Origin of the sequence: Streptomyces sp. NRRL WC-3626, from assembly GCF_000718785.1 — a bacterium.
GTDB lineage: Bacteria > Actinomycetota > Actinomycetes > Streptomycetales > Streptomycetaceae > Streptomyces > Streptomyces edwardsiae.
In genome coordinates this window covers 1-12,479 of the sequence record NZ_JOCA01000008.1, presented here as the reverse complement: position 1 = coordinate 12,479, position 12,479 = coordinate 1, and the positions used below count along the sequence as shown (strand labels likewise).

The 12,479-nt window shown below is 72.5% G+C and carries 13 protein-coding genes and 2 pseudogenes; 10 read left to right on the top strand and 5 right to left on the bottom strand.

All coding sequences use genetic code 11. The annotated features are described in order from the left end of the window. Positions 1–55 precede the first annotated feature (55 nt). A complete protein-coding gene (locus tag IF28_RS40185; protein ID WP_267883060.1) occupies positions 56–187 on the bottom strand; it encodes an LPFR motif small protein in 132 nt (43 codons plus the stop codon). Between the two features lie 150 nt (positions 188–337). Between IF28_RS40185 and IF28_RS0114310 the strand changes: the two genes are divergently transcribed. Beyond that, on the top strand, positions 338–1,306 hold the full coding sequence (locus IF28_RS0114310; protein WP_030219023.1) for a GlxA family transcriptional regulator: 969 nt from the start codon (positions 338–340) through the stop codon (positions 1,304–1,306). Positions 1,307–1,316: 10 nt separating this feature from the next. After that, complete coding sequence (locus IF28_RS0114305) at positions 1,317–1,961, top strand: DJ-1/PfpI family protein (RefSeq protein WP_030219022.1); 645 nt, start codon at positions 1,317–1,319, stop codon at positions 1,959–1,961. On the opposite strand, the gene IF28_RS0114300 is transcribed toward IF28_RS0114305, so the two are convergent. Continuing rightward, positions 1,939–2,688 carry an enoyl-CoA hydratase/isomerase family protein gene (locus IF28_RS0114300; RefSeq protein WP_030219021.1) on the bottom strand — a complete coding sequence of 250 codons (750 nt, stop codon included), beginning with the start codon at positions 2,686–2,688 and terminating at the stop codon, positions 1,939–1,941. The two genes, IF28_RS0114305 and IF28_RS0114300, sit on opposite strands and share 23 nt — an antisense overlap. A 131-nt stretch (positions 2,689–2,819) precedes the next feature. Here IF28_RS0114300 and IF28_RS0114295 point away from each other — a divergent pair, with 131 nt between their 5' ends. Then, positions 2,820–3,467: an HdeD family acid-resistance protein gene (locus tag IF28_RS0114295; RefSeq protein ID WP_030219020.1), complete on the top strand. Its 648-nt coding sequence runs from the start codon at positions 2,820–2,822 to the stop codon at positions 3,465–3,467. A gap of 138 nt (positions 3,468–3,605) precedes the next feature. Then, a complete protein-coding gene (locus tag IF28_RS0114290) occupies positions 3,606–4,067 on the top strand; it encodes an ATP-binding protein (protein ID WP_037893254.1) in 462 nt (153 codons plus the stop codon). A gap of 3 nt (positions 4,068–4,070) precedes the next feature. On the opposite strand, the gene idi is transcribed toward IF28_RS0114290, so the two are convergent. The 3 genes from idi to galE form a co-directional block, all read right to left on the bottom strand. Next, positions 4,071–4,664: an isopentenyl-diphosphate Delta-isomerase gene (gene idi, locus IF28_RS0114285; protein WP_030219018.1), complete on the bottom strand. Its 594-nt coding sequence runs from the start codon at positions 4,662–4,664 to the stop codon at positions 4,071–4,073. A 172-nt stretch (positions 4,665–4,836) separates the two neighbouring features. Further along, positions 4,837–5,775: a cation diffusion facilitator family transporter gene (locus IF28_RS0114280; RefSeq protein WP_030219017.1), complete on the bottom strand. Its 939-nt coding sequence runs from the start codon at positions 5,773–5,775 to the stop codon at positions 4,837–4,839. Between the two features lie 120 nt (positions 5,776–5,895). Further along, entirely contained in the window at positions 5,896–6,885 is a 990-nt protein-coding gene (galE, locus tag IF28_RS0114275) for a UDP-glucose 4-epimerase GalE (protein ID WP_030219016.1), read from the bottom strand. A 287-nt stretch (positions 6,886–7,172) separates the two neighbouring features. On the opposite strand from galE, the gene IF28_RS0114270 reads away from it, so the two are divergent. The 6 genes and pseudogenes from IF28_RS0114270 to IF28_RS0114245 form a co-directional block, all read left to right on the top strand. Further along, a complete protein-coding gene (locus tag IF28_RS0114270; protein ID WP_030219015.1) occupies positions 7,173–8,984 on the top strand; it encodes a DUF5941 domain-containing protein in 1,812 nt (603 codons plus the stop codon). Next, a pseudogene (locus IF28_RS36355) lies at positions 8,981–9,504 on the top strand (sugar phosphate nucleotidyltransferase). The gene IF28_RS0114270 and the pseudogene IF28_RS36355 overlap by 4 nt, the downstream one beginning before the upstream one ends. Then, a complete protein-coding gene (locus tag IF28_RS0114260) occupies positions 9,492–10,553 on the top strand; it encodes an iron-containing alcohol dehydrogenase family protein (RefSeq protein WP_030219014.1) in 1,062 nt (353 codons plus the stop codon). Before IF28_RS36355 ends, IF28_RS0114260 begins: the two are co-directional and overlap by 13 nt. Then, on the top strand, positions 10,531–11,310 hold the full coding sequence (locus tag IF28_RS0114255; protein WP_078621149.1) for a CDP-alcohol phosphatidyltransferase family protein: 780 nt from the start codon (positions 10,531–10,533) through the stop codon (positions 11,308–11,310). The genes IF28_RS0114260 and IF28_RS0114255 overlap by 23 nt, the downstream gene beginning before the upstream one ends. Before the next feature lie 8 nt (positions 11,311–11,318). Beyond that, complete coding sequence (locus IF28_RS0114250; protein WP_030219012.1) at positions 11,319–12,191, top strand: glycosyltransferase family 2 protein; 873 nt, start codon at positions 11,319–11,321, stop codon at positions 12,189–12,191. 98 nt (positions 12,192–12,289) lie between these two features. After that, a pseudogene (locus tag IF28_RS0114245) lies at positions 12,290–12,479 on the top strand (ABC transporter permease); the annotation flags it as partial.

Genomic DNA, 12,479 nt, shown 5'->3' with positions numbered 1-12,479 from the left:
GCGCCGACATTCGGGGATCAGGGCGGCGACTCGCCGGGGGAGCGCACGGGCGGCGTCAGGCGCGGCGGCCCCGCGCCGAGGACGAGGCTCCGCCGAACAGCCTGGCGAGCGCCCGGAACGGCAGGGTCACCACAGTGGCGATCGCCCCGCCGATCTGACGCAGGACATCCGCGATGGCACGAAACATGTCGAACTCCTCTCCATCCGCCCGGCCGTCGTTCGTCCGGACGGAGGACCGTGTACCTCGTCAACGCTTCAACATGCGTGCGGGGCATGGCAGAAATAGTGGGGAACTCGTCGTTGCGGCCACGGCGGGCTGCCGCGAAGAATCGACGGCATGGCGCAGCGAACCGTTCTCGTCGTCCTCTTCGACGGCGTGCAGAGTCTCGATGTCACCGGCCCCGTAGAGGTCTTCGCGGGCGCCGAGCAGCACACCCCGGGGACGTACCGGCTGTGCACCGCGTCCCTGGACGGCGCTCCGGTGCGCACGACCAGCGGGCTGACCGTCGTACCGGACGGGGCGCTGGCCGGCGCGCCCCGTCCGCACACGCTGCTCGTGCCCGGCGGGCAGGGCACCCGCACACCCGACGCCCGGCTGACGCAGTGGCTGCGGCAGCACGGGCCGCGTGCCGAGCGGCTGGTCTCCGTCTGCACGGGAGCGGCCCTGCTCGCCGGGGCCGGGCTGCTGGACGGCCGGCGCGCCACCACGCACTGGGCCTACTGCGACACCCTGGCCAGGAACCATCCGGCGGTCGAGGTGGACCCGGACCCCATCTATGTCCGGGACGGCCGGGTCGCCACCTCCGCCGGAGTCACCTCGGGCATCGACCTCGCGCTCGCCCTCGTCGAGGAGGACCTCGGCCGGGAGACCGCCCTCACCATCGCCCGGCACCTGGTGGTGTTCCTGCGCCGGCCCGGCAACCAGGCACAGTTCAGCGCCCAGCTCGCCGCCCAGACCGCACAACGCGAGCCACTGCGCGAGGTCCAGCAGTGGATCACCGAGCATCCCGGCGCCGATCTCACCGTCGAGGCCCTCGCCGCCCGCGCGGCCCTCTCCCCGCGGCACTTCGCCCGGGCCTTCCACACCGAGACCGGCATGACACCGGGCCGCTACGTCGACCGCGTACGCCTCGAAAACGCCCGTCGCCTCCTGGAGGACACCACCGACGGCGTCGAGGAGATCTCCCGCGCGAGCGGCTACGGCACCCCCGAGGCGATGCGCCGCGCCTTCGTCCGGACCCTCGGCACGTCACCGGCGGAGTACCGCCGCCGCTTCCGGCCCGCCCCCGCACCCACCCACGCCTGAAAGGAAGCCGATGCAGATCGCCATCGTCCTCTTCGACCGCTTCACCGCCCTGGACGCGGTGGGCCCCTACGAGACCCTCGGCCGGCTCCCGGACGCGCGGACCGTGTTCGTCGCCGAACGGACCGGGCCCGTACGCACCGACACCGGCGCCCTCGCCATCACCGCCGACAGGACCCTGGACGAAGTGCCGTCCCCGGACATCGTCGTCGTCCCCGGCGGCCCCGGCCAGACACCCCAGATGGAGAACGGCACGCTGCTGGACTGGCTGCGCACCGCCGACGCCACCAGCACCTGGACGACGTCCGTGTGCACCGGATCCCTGCTGCTGGCCGCGGCCGGACTCCTCCGCGGCCGCCGGGCCACCTCCCACTGGCTGGCGCTGGACCATCTGCGGCGGTACGGCGCCGAGCCGACCGGGGAGCGGGTGGTCACCGACGGCAAGTACGTCACCGCGGCCGGGGTCTCCTCCGGCATCGACATGGGGCTCACCCTGCTCGGCCGGATCGCCGGCGACGAACACGCCCAGGCCGTCCAGCTGCTCACCGAGTACGACCCGCAGCCGCCCTACGACGCCGGCTCACCGCAAAAGGCGCCCGCGCACCTCGTCGAGGAGTTCCGCTCGAAGAGCCGGTTCAACCTGACGCGGACCAGGTGAAGCGGGGCGGGCGGCGCTCCAGGAACGCGGTGACGCCCTCCGCGGTGTCGCCGCTCTCCGCGGCCCGCTCGCCCCAGTACGCGTCCCGGTCGGTGCGGCCGTTCGCGAACTCCTTCGCCGCCGCCTGCGTCAGCTGTGACCGGGACGCCAGGATCCGCGCGAACTCCGCGACCCGCCCGTCCAGTTCGCCCTCCGGCAGTACCTCGTCCACCAGACCCGTGCGCAGCGCCCGCCCGGCATCGATCAACTCGCCCGAGAACAGCAGATACTTGGCGGTCGCCGGGCCGACCAGGGAGACCAGCCGCCGGGTCGCGGAGGCCGGGTAGACGATGCCGAGCTTCGCCGGCGTCACCCCGAACCGGGCCCCCTCCTCGGCGAACCGCAGATCGCAGGCCGCCGCCAGCTGCGCCCCGCCGCCCACACAGTGCCCGCGGACCGCCGCCAGGACCGGCTTGGGGAAGGCGGCGAGCGCCTCCTCCGCCGCCACCGCCAGCCGTTGCGCCTCGAGCGGCGACCCCCTCAGGGCGGAGATGTCGGCCCCGGCGCAGAACGTGCCGCCCTCGCCGGTGAGCACCAGCACCCGTACGTCCGGATCGGCCGCCAGGGTTTCCAGCAGCGGTGGCAGGGAACCCCACATCGCGGCCGTCATGGCGTTGCGCTTCGCGGGATTGCGTATGACGACCGTGGCGACCTGCCCGGTGACGTCGTGCAGCAGCTGGGGCTCCATGCGCCGGATGCTATCCGCCCCGGTCACGGCGCCGGGCGGCAGGGAGCCCGCCCGGCGGGGGACGGACGGACAGCGGGGGAGGTCCGGACGGCGGAGACTGGGAGAGGGGAAGCGGGAGCGAGGAGGCAGTCATGGCGAAGTCCGCCGCACCCCGGGACGAGACCGCGAAACTGAGCCGCGGCTTCAGCTGGCTCGCCGTACTCGGCGTGATCCTGGTCCTCGCGGGCCTGGTCGGCCTCGTCTACACCGGCGTCGCCACCCTGACCTCGATGGTGCTGTTCGGCTGGCTGCTGCTGATCGGCGGTGTGGTCGGACTGCTGCACGCCGTCCAGGCGCGGGCCACCAACTTCTTCTGGCTCGGCGTGGTCGTCGCCGCGCTCAACATCGCGGCCGGCGTGGTCGTCCTGAAGACACCCGAGGCCGCGGCCGAGGCGCTCACCATGTTCGCCGCCCTGCTGTTCCTCACCGGCGGGCTGTTCCGCCTGGTCGGCAGCCTGGTGGTGCGCGGGCCGCAGTTCGGCTGGACCCTGGTGCAGGGCGCCTTCGGACTGCTCCTCGGCATCCTGGTGCTGGGCACCTGGCCGAGCAGCAGCCAGTACGTCATCGGGACGTTCTTCTCCCTCTCCCTGCTCTTCGACGGGCTCGGCCTGATCGCCACCGGTTACGGCGGCCGCAGGATCGTCGGCATGGTCGCCGAGCGGCTGGCCGACGAGGAGACGGCCCCGGGGACACCGGAGACGGGCGAACACCGGGCCGCCAAACCCGTACAACCCGAATAGTGTGCCGACCCGGCACGGAACGGACCCGAACGGTCCCGCACGGGTCCGTGGCACAACCGATCGGTCGGAAACGCTCGATATCCGCTGACTTCTGTTCAGCGAGGAGGTGCGGAGGCGATCGGTACCAACACTCGACGTGTGGTGACAATCGAGCGTGAGAGCGGCGATCAGCTTCCGTACGAAGGTGTCTGGCGGTTCACCGCCCCGGCCGTCGACGCCTCGGTCCCGCAGGCGCGCCACGCCGTGCGGGACCTGCTGCTGCGCCAGGGGGTGCCGGTCGCGGACGACGTCGTACAGGGACTGCTGCTGATCGTCTCCGAGCTGGTCACCAACGCCGTACGGCACGCGGCGCTGCTGTCCCCGATGCTCGCCGTGGAGGTCGCCGTCGGCGCCGAGTGGGTGCGGGTGGCAGTCGAGGACAACCACCCCTACCGGCCCACCGCCCTGGAGACCGACCACGGCCGCACCGGCGGACGCGGGCTGCTCCTGGTGCGGGAGATCACCCGCGAGGCGGGCGGCGCGTGCGACGTCGAGCACACCACGACCGGCGGCAAGGTGATCTGGGCCGCCCTGCCGCTCAAGCCCCCCGCCCTGCCCTGACTCTCACCAGCCCGCCGACGCTCCCGTCAGTTCGCGGACCGCCGGACGGGCCGCGTCCAGGACCGTCGGGAACCAGGCCGAGAAGGTGTCCCGCGCGTGCCGCTCCGCCAGCTCCGCCGGGGTCACGAACGCCGTGGTCCCCACCTCCTGCGGATCCGGCCGCACCGTCGCCTGCACCATCCCGACGAAGAGATGGTTGTACTCCTGCTCCACCAGGCCCGAGGCAGGGTCCGGGTGGTTGTAGCGGACCGTGCCCGCCTCGGCGAGCAGCGACGGGGACACACCCAGCTCCTCGAAGGTCCGCCGGGCCGCCGCCGCGAACGGCGCCTCACCGGGATAGGGATGGCCGCAGCAGGTGTTCGACCACACACCGGGGGAGTGGTACTTCCCCAGCGCCCGCTGCTGCAGCAGCAGCCGCCCCCGCTCGTCGAACAGGAACACCGAGAACGCCCGGTGCAGCCGTCCCGGTGGCTGATGGGCGGCGAGCTTCTCCTCCGTACCGATCGTCACGCCGTCCTCGTCGACCAGTTCCAGCAAAATCGGCTCGGCGGCGCCGTTCGACGGGCTGTTCGTCGCGGTGGCAGGTGTGATCGGCATACCCATCCTTCACTCGGTCTTCGCGCCCCAGTCTGCCGCACGAATCCGGCACTCCCGGCACTCCCCGACACCCCCGCATGTCCCGGACCGCCCCGCGCGGGGGCGGAAGGCCGCGTTCCCCGGCGCGCGGGCGCGCGTGGGGGGCGCCCAGGTCCTGTCGTGACGACAGGACCTAGTGACAGAGGCGTGCCTCGTGCTCCGCGTGTCCGCCGGGCTCCAGCTGGAAGGTGCAGTGCTCCACGTCGAAGTGGGCGCCCAGACAGTTCTGCAGCTCGTGCAGCATCTTCTCGTGCCCGATGGCGTTCAGGACGTCGGAGCTGACCACCACGTGCGCGGAGAGCACCGGCATCCCCGAGGTGATCGTCCACGCGTGCAGGTCGTGCACGTCCTCCACGCCCTCCGTCGCCAGGATGTGCGCCCGCACCTGCCCCATGTCGACACCCTTGGGCGCGGCCTCGAGCAGGACGTCCAGGGTCTCGCGCAGCAGCTTCCACGTCCGCGGCACGATCATCACCGCGATCACCAGGGAGGCGACCGGGTCCGCGGCCGTCCAGCCGGTCGTCACGATCACCAGCGCGGCGAGGATGACCGCGAGGGAGCCGAGCGCGTCCGCCGCCACCTCCAGGAAGGCGCCGCGCACGTTCAGGCTCTCCTTCTGCCCGCGCATCAGCAGCGTCAGCGACACCATGTTGGCGACCAGGCCGATGGCGCCGAACACCATCGTCAGACCGCCCTCGGTGCCGGCCGGGGTGACGAACCGCTCGACCGCCTCGTACAGCACGTAGCCGCCGACACCGAGCAGCAGCAGACAGTTGGCCAGCGCGGCCAGGATCTCCGCGCGGGCCAGCCCGAAGGTGCGGCGCTCGCTGGGCGGGCGGTTGGCGACGTGGATGGCGACCAGCGCCATGCCGAGCCCCAGCGCGTCCGTCGCCATGTGGGCGGCGTCCGCCACCAGCGCCAGCGAGTCGGCCATGATCCCGCCGACGATCTCCACAACCATGACGGCGAGCGTGATCGCCAGCGCCACCCGCAGCCTGCCGCGGTACGCGGCGCTCGCGGTACCGCCGGCGGGCGCGCCGTGCGCATGCCCGTGATCGTGCCCTGCCCCCATGCCCGCGACCCCTTCCCGTGACCCCCGTCCGGACCACAGTCAACTACGGGGAGGGGGTATCCGCAACGCGGCACTGAACACCGTTGTCATGTGCTCTGACCTGCGGAAACGATGTGCAGGTCAGAAGCCCGTCGATGGTCGGCCGCCATGGTGCAGCTGCCAGCCCCGCCAGGCCGACTCGATCATCTCGGGCACCGAGCGACGCGCGGTCCAGCCCAGCCGTTCCTCCGCGCGGGCGGCCGACGCCACCGCGCGGGGCGCGTCGCCGGGCCGGCGGTCCTCCACCACCGGGGCCCGGGTGTCCCCGGTGACCTTGCCGATGGCCGTGATCAGCTCACGCACCGAGACGCCCTCGCCGCGGCCGATGTTCACCGTCAGATCCCCCGCGACGTCCCCCGCGGACAGCCGCCGGGCCGCCGTCAGATGCGCGTCCGCCAGATCGGCCACGTGGATGTAGTCGCGGACGCACGTGCCGTCCGGCGTCGGATAGTCGTCCCCGAAGATGCGCGGTGCCTCGTCACGCGTGAGCCGGTCGAACACCATCGGCACGATGTTGAAGACCCCGGTGTCGGCCAGTTCCGGTGCCGCCGCCCCCGCCACGTTGAAGTAGCGCAGGCACACCGTGTCGATGCCGTGCGCCCGGCCCGCCGCCCGGACCAGCCACTCACCGGCGAGCTTGGTCTCGCCGTACGGGTTCACCGGAGCGCAGGGCGCGTCCTCCGTGATGAGATCCACACCGGGGTCGCCGTACACGGCCGCCGAGGAGGAGAAGACGAAACGTCTGATCCCGGCCCCGGCGACGGCGTCCAGGAGTGTCATGAGGCCGCCCAGGTTCTCCCGGTAGTACCGGGTCGGCTGCGCCACGGACTCTCCGGCCTGCTTGCGCGCGGCGAGATGCACCACCCCCGTCACCCCGTGCTCCGCGCACACCCGCTCCAGCAGCTCGCCGTCCAGCGACGAGCCCCTGACCAGCGGGACCTCGGCGGGCAGTCGTGCCGGCACCCCGGCCGAGAGATCGTCCAGAGCGACGACCCGTTCCCCGGCACCGGTCATGGCTCGCGCCACATGTGCCCCGATATAACCGGCTCCGCCGGTGATCAGCCATGTCATGGTCGCCCACCCTATGCCGAGCGGGCCCGGCGGCCGGCTATGCGGCCCTTGCTGCCAAATGCCCGTTCCGCTACGGCGGTTTGTGGGCCGGGCCCCGCATCACCGATGATGATCGCGGCAGCGGCGCGCGGGCGAACCACACCGATCCACTCGTCGAACGGGCGGTGAACACGGCCTGGTGGGCATCCGATAACCTCTGCCGACATGCCGCCCGGGGGACCCGCACGGGCAGCTCATCGTGTACATGACCGGCGTCGACGCGTCGGCACCCAGGGAGTGAGATTCGGTTGTCGACCGCCATCCTCACCGGTCCGCCGGTCCCCGGCTCGTCACTCGAGGGCGACCTGCGCTCCCTCGGCTTCGACGTACGGATCGCGACCGGCATCGCCGAGGCCGAGACGCTGCTCACGGCGGTACCCGCCGGACAGCGGGTCGCCGTCGTCGACGCCCGCTTCGTGGGCCATGCGCACGCCCTGCGCCTCGGTCTCACCGACCCCCGCTTCCCGCTCTCCGCGATCGCCGGCGCTGTCACCGCCCAGCCCGCCGGCCGGCAGGCCCTGACCCGCGCGCTGGCCCGCGAGAACGCCGCGGCCGGCGGCACCACCCTCGTCGACAGCCTCGCCGACCGGATCGCCGGCGCCCTCGAGACCGACGGCGCCGACGTGCACCGCCCCGAGCTGGGCAGCCTCGTCGCCACGGTCCCCGGCGACCCCCAGACCCGTAACGAGGCCCGGCAGGCCGTCGCCGCCGTCGACGACGAGGCCGTACGCCTGAAGTCGGCCGTCAAGGCCCGCGACGGCTTCTTCACCACCCACTTCATCAGCCCGTACTCCCGCTACATCGCCCGCTGGTGCGCCCGCCGCGGACTGACCCCGAACCAGGTCACCACCGCCTCGCTGCTCACCGCGCTGATAGCCGCCGCCTGCGCCGCCACCGGTACCCGCGGCGGTTTCGTCGCCGCCGGCGCGCTGCTCATCGCCTCGTTCGTGCTGGACTGCACCGACGGCCAGCTCGCCCGCTACTCCCTGCAGTACTCCACCCTCGGCGCCTGGCTCGACGCCACCTTCGACCGCGCCAAGGAGTACGCCTACTACGCCGGCCTCGCCCTCGGCGCCGCCCGGGGCGGCGGCCATGACGATGTATGGGCCCTCGCACTCGGCGCGATGATCCTGCAGACCTGCCGGCACGTCGTGGACTTCTCCTTCAACGAGGCCAACCACGACGCCTCCGCCAACACGAGCCCCACCGCCGCCCTCTCCGACAAGCTCGACAGCGTCGGCTGGACGGTCTGGCTGCGCCGCATGATCGTCCTGCCGATCGGCGAACGCTGGGCGATGATCGCCGTCCTCACGGCCGTCACCACCCCCCGGATCACCTTCTACGCCCTGCTCATCGGCTGCGCCTTCGCCGCGACGTACACCACGGCGGGCCGGGTCCTGCGCTCGGTGACCCGCAAGGCGAAGCGCACCGACCGGGCGGCGCGGGCACTGGCGGACCTCGCCGACTCCGGGCCGCTCGCCCAGGCCCTCGCCGGCCGGCTGGACCGGACCGCCCGTCGGCTGCCCGGCTTCGCCGTCCCGGCGCTCGCCCTGACCGGCGGCCTGGCCGTCACCGCCACCGCCGTACTCACCGGCTTCGGCGGCCCCTGGACGGTCATCGCCGCCTGCGGCTACGTCCTGACCTCCGCCCTCGCCGTCACCCGCCCCCTCAAGGGCGCCCTCGACTGGCTGGTCCCGCCGTTCCTCCGTGCCGCCGAGTACGGCACCGTCCTCGCACTCGCGGCCGACGCGAACGTGAACGGAGCCCTTCCGGCGGCCTACGGACTGGTGGCCGCGGTCGCCTACCATCACTACGACACGGTCTACCGCATCCGCGGCAACGCGGGCGCTTCCCCGCGCTGGCTGGTGCGGGCGATCGGGGGACACGAGGGCCGCACGCTCGCGGTCGCCGTCCTGGCGGCGGTGCTCACCGCTGCACAGTTCACCGTCGCGCTCACGGTCCTCGCCGTGGCCGTGGCGCTGCTGGTGCTCGTCGAGAGCATCCGCTTCTGGGCCTCCTCCGGGGCGCCCGCCGTACACGACGAAGGAGAACCCGCATGATCGGCCTCGTGCTGGCGGCAGGCGCCGGACGGCGTCTGCGCCCCTACACCGACAGCCTCCCCAAGGCGCTGGTGCCGGTCGGGCCCGCGGGTGCGGAGGGCGAACCGACGGTCCTGGACCTCACCCTCGGCAACTTCGCCGAGATCGGCCTGACCGAGGTCGGCGTCATCGTCGGCTACCGCAAGGAGGCCGTCTACGAGCGCAAGGCCGCCCTCGAGGCCAAGTACGGCGTCAAGCCGAGAAGGGGATGACGAGGATCACCAAGCTGATGGACCCCGCCGAGGCGACGGGCGAGTACATCGGCGTCACCCTCATCGAGGGCGCCGCCGCCGCCGGGCTCGCCGACGCGCTGAAGACCGTCTGGGAGACGGACCCGCAGCAGTTCTACGAGCACGGCTACCAGGAACTGGTGAACCGCGGCTTCCGGATCGACGTGGCGCCGATCGGCGACGTCCAGTGGGTCGAGATCGACAACCACGACGACCTCGCCCGTGGACGGGAGATCGCGTGCCAGTACTGACCCGGCTCATCCCCTCGCCGGTCGTCGTCGACATCCGCCCGGGCGCCCTCGACGACCTGGCCTGTGTCCTCGCCGACGAGCGCATCTCGCAGTCGGGCCGGCTCGCCATCGCCGTCAGCGGCGGTTCGGGCGCCCGGCTGCGCGAGCGGGTCGCGCCCTCGCTGCCCGGCGCCGACTGGTTCGAGGTCGGCGGCGGCACCATCGACGACGCGGTCCGGCTGGCGGGCGCCATGAAGGCCGGCCGCTACGACGCGGTCGTCGGTCTCGGCGGCGGGAAGATCATCGACTGCGCCAAGTTCGCGGCGGCGCGCGTCGGCCTGCCCCTGGTCGCCGTCGCCACCAACCTCGCGCACGACGGCCTCTGCTCCCCGGTCGCCACCCTCGACAACGACGCGGGCCGCGGCTCGTACGGCGTGCCGAACCCGATCGCGGTCGTCATCGACCTCAACGTCATCCGCGAGGCCCCGGTCCGTTTCGTCCGGTCCGGCATCGGGGACGCCGTGTCCAACATCTCCGCCGTCGCCGACTGGGAGCTGTCCCACCGGGTCAACGGCGAGAAGGTCGACGGCCTGGCCGCCGCCATGGCCCGGCAGGCCGGCGAGGCGGTGCTGCGGCACCCGGGCGGCGTCGGCGACGACGGCTTCCTCCAGGTACTGGCCGAGTCGCTGGTGCTCACCGGGATCGCCATGTCCGTCTCCGGCGACTCCCGTCCCGGATCCGGCGCCTGCCACGAGATCAACCACGCCTTCGACCTGCTCCACCCCCAGCGGGCCGCCGCCCACGGTGAGCAGTGCGGACTGGGCGCGGCCTTCGCGATGTATCTGCGCGGTGCCCACGACGAATCGGCCGCCATGGCCGAGGTGCTGCGCAGGCACGGACTTCCGGTGCTGCCGGAGGAGATCGGATTCACCGTGGACGAGTTCGTCCGGGTCGTCGAGTTCGCCCCGGAGACCCGCCCCGGCCGCTTCACCATTCTCGAACATCTCGACCTGAAGACCGAGCAGATCAAGGACGTCTACGCCGACTATGTCAAGGCCATCGGTAGCTGAACTCCGTCCGGTCGTCCACCCCCCGGGGGTCAAGGACCGGCGCAGCGGTGAGCACTGGATGGGGCGCCTCTACATGCGTGAGGTGTCCCTGCGGGTGGACCGCTACCTGGTGAACACCAGGGTCACGCCCAACCAGCTCACGTACCTGATGACCGTCTGCGGAGTCCTCGCGGCCCCGGCACTGCTGGTGCCGGGGATCACGGGGGCCGTCCTCGGCGTCGTCGCCGTGCAGCTGTACCTGCTGCTGGACTGCGTCGACGGCGAGATAGCGCGCTGGCGCAAGCAGTACTCGCTCGGCGGGGTCTACCTGGACCGGGTCGGTGCCTACCTCACCGACGCCGCCGTCCTGGTCGGCCTCGGCCTGCGCGCCGCCGACCCGTTCGGCAGCGGACGGATCGACTGGCTCTGGGCCTTCCTCGGCACGCTGGCCGCCCTCGGCGCCATCCTGATCAAGGCGGAGACCGACCTCGTCGGCGTCGCCCGGCACCAGAACGGGCTGCCGCCGGTGAAGGAGGCCGCCGCCGAGATGCGCTCCTCCGGCATGGCGCTGGCCCGCCGGGCCGCCGCCGCGTTCAAGTTCCACCGCCTCATCCTCGGCATCGAGGCGTCCCTGCTGATCCTGGCCCTCGCGATCGTGGACGCGGTCCGGGACGACCTCTTCTTCACCCGCCTGGGCACCGCCGTCCTGGCAGGCATCGCCCTGCTGCAGACCCTGCTGCACCTGGTGTCCGTCCTCGCCTCCAGCAGGCTGAAGTGAGCACCGGCATGAAGGTCGGCGCGGTGATCATCACCATGGGCAACCGCCCCGAGGAGCTGCGCGCCCTGCTGGACTCGGTCGCCAAGCAGGACGGCGACCCGGTCCAGGTGGTCGTCGTCGGCAACGGCTCGCCCGTCCCCGAGGTCCCCGAGGGCGTGCGCACCGTCGAACTGCCGGAGAACCTCGGCATCCCCGGCGGCCGCAACGTCGGCATCGAGGCCTTCGGCCCCGGCGGCACCGACGTCGACGTCCTGCTCTTCCTCGACGACGACGGACTGCTCGCCGGCCACGACACCGCCGAGCTGTGCCGCGAGGCCTTCACGGCGGACCCGGCGCTCGGCATCATCAGCTTCCGTATCGCCGACCCGGAGACCGGGGTCACCCAGCGCCGCCACGTCCCCCGGCTGCGCGCCTCCGACCCGATGCGCTCCTCCCGCGTCACGACGTTCCTCGGCGGCGCCAACGCCGTACGCACCAAGGTCATCGCCGAGGTCGGCGGGCTGCCCGACGAGTTCTTCTACGCCCACGAGGAGACCGATCTGGCCTGGCGGGCCCTCGACGCCGGCTGGATGATCGACTACCGGTCCGACATGGTGCTGTTCCACCCGACCACGGCCCCCTCACGGCACGCGGTCTACCACCGCATGGTCGCCCGTAACCGGGTCTGGCTGGCCCGCCGCAATCTCCCCGCGCTCCTCGTCCCCGTCTATCTGGGCGTCTGGCTGCTCCTCACCCTGCTGCGCCGGCCCTCGCGCCCCGCGCTGAAGGCGTGGTTCGGCGGATTCAGGGAGGGCTGGGCCACCCCCTGCGGTCCCCGCCGGCCCATGAAGTGGCGTACGGTGTGGCGGCTGACCCGACTGGGCCGGCCTCCCGTCATCTGACAAGCTCGTGTCCGGAACATCGGGGCCCTACCCAGGCTCCCCGGCGCATGCCGGGCCCGCCCCGGGCCCGGCATCTCGAGGACGAAAGTTTTCCACCAGTGAGTGAGACCACGCACGACGGCACGGTCGCGGTCGGCGCGCCCGTGCCGCCCGACGAGGGCCTGACGGCGGAGCGGCTCGCCGCCAAGTACGGCCTCACGGTCAGCGGCGCCCGGCCCACCCTCCGGGAGTACGTCCGTCAGCTCTGGGACCGGCGGCACTTCATCCTCGCCTTCTCCCGGGCGAAGC

Bases quoted from the DNA above. Each gene is read 5' to 3' on its own strand.
- IF28_RS40185 (WP_267883060.1), bottom strand. From the start codon at position 187: ATGTTTCGTGCCATCGCGGATGTCCTGCGTCAGATCGGCGGGGCGATC.
- IF28_RS0114310 (WP_030219023.1), top strand. From the start codon at position 338: ATGGCGCAGCGAACCGTTCTCGTCGTCCTCTTCGACGGCGTGCAGAGT.
- IF28_RS0114305 (WP_030219022.1), top strand. From the start codon at position 1,317: ATGCAGATCGCCATCGTCCTCTTCGACCGCTTCACCGCCCTGGACGCG.
- IF28_RS0114300 (WP_030219021.1), bottom strand. From the start codon at position 2,688: ATGGAGCCCCAGCTGCTGCACGACGTCACCGGGCAGGTCGCCACGGTC.
- IF28_RS0114295 (WP_030219020.1), top strand. From the start codon at position 2,820: ATGGCGAAGTCCGCCGCACCCCGGGACGAGACCGCGAAACTGAGCCGC.
- idi (WP_030219018.1), bottom strand. From the start codon at position 4,664: ATGCCGATCACACCTGCCACCGCGACGAACAGCCCGTCGAACGGCGCC.
- IF28_RS0114280 (WP_030219017.1), bottom strand. From the start codon at position 5,775: ATGGGGGCAGGGCACGATCACGGGCATGCGCACGGCGCGCCCGCCGGC.
- galE (WP_030219016.1), bottom strand. From the start codon at position 6,885: ATGACATGGCTGATCACCGGCGGAGCCGGTTATATCGGGGCACATGTG.
- IF28_RS0114255 (WP_078621149.1), top strand. From the start codon at position 10,531: ATGTCAAGGCCATCGGTAGCTGAACTCCGTCCGGTCGTCCACCCCCCG.
- IF28_RS0114250 (WP_030219012.1), top strand. From the start codon at position 11,319: ATGAAGGTCGGCGCGGTGATCATCACCATGGGCAACCGCCCCGAGGAG.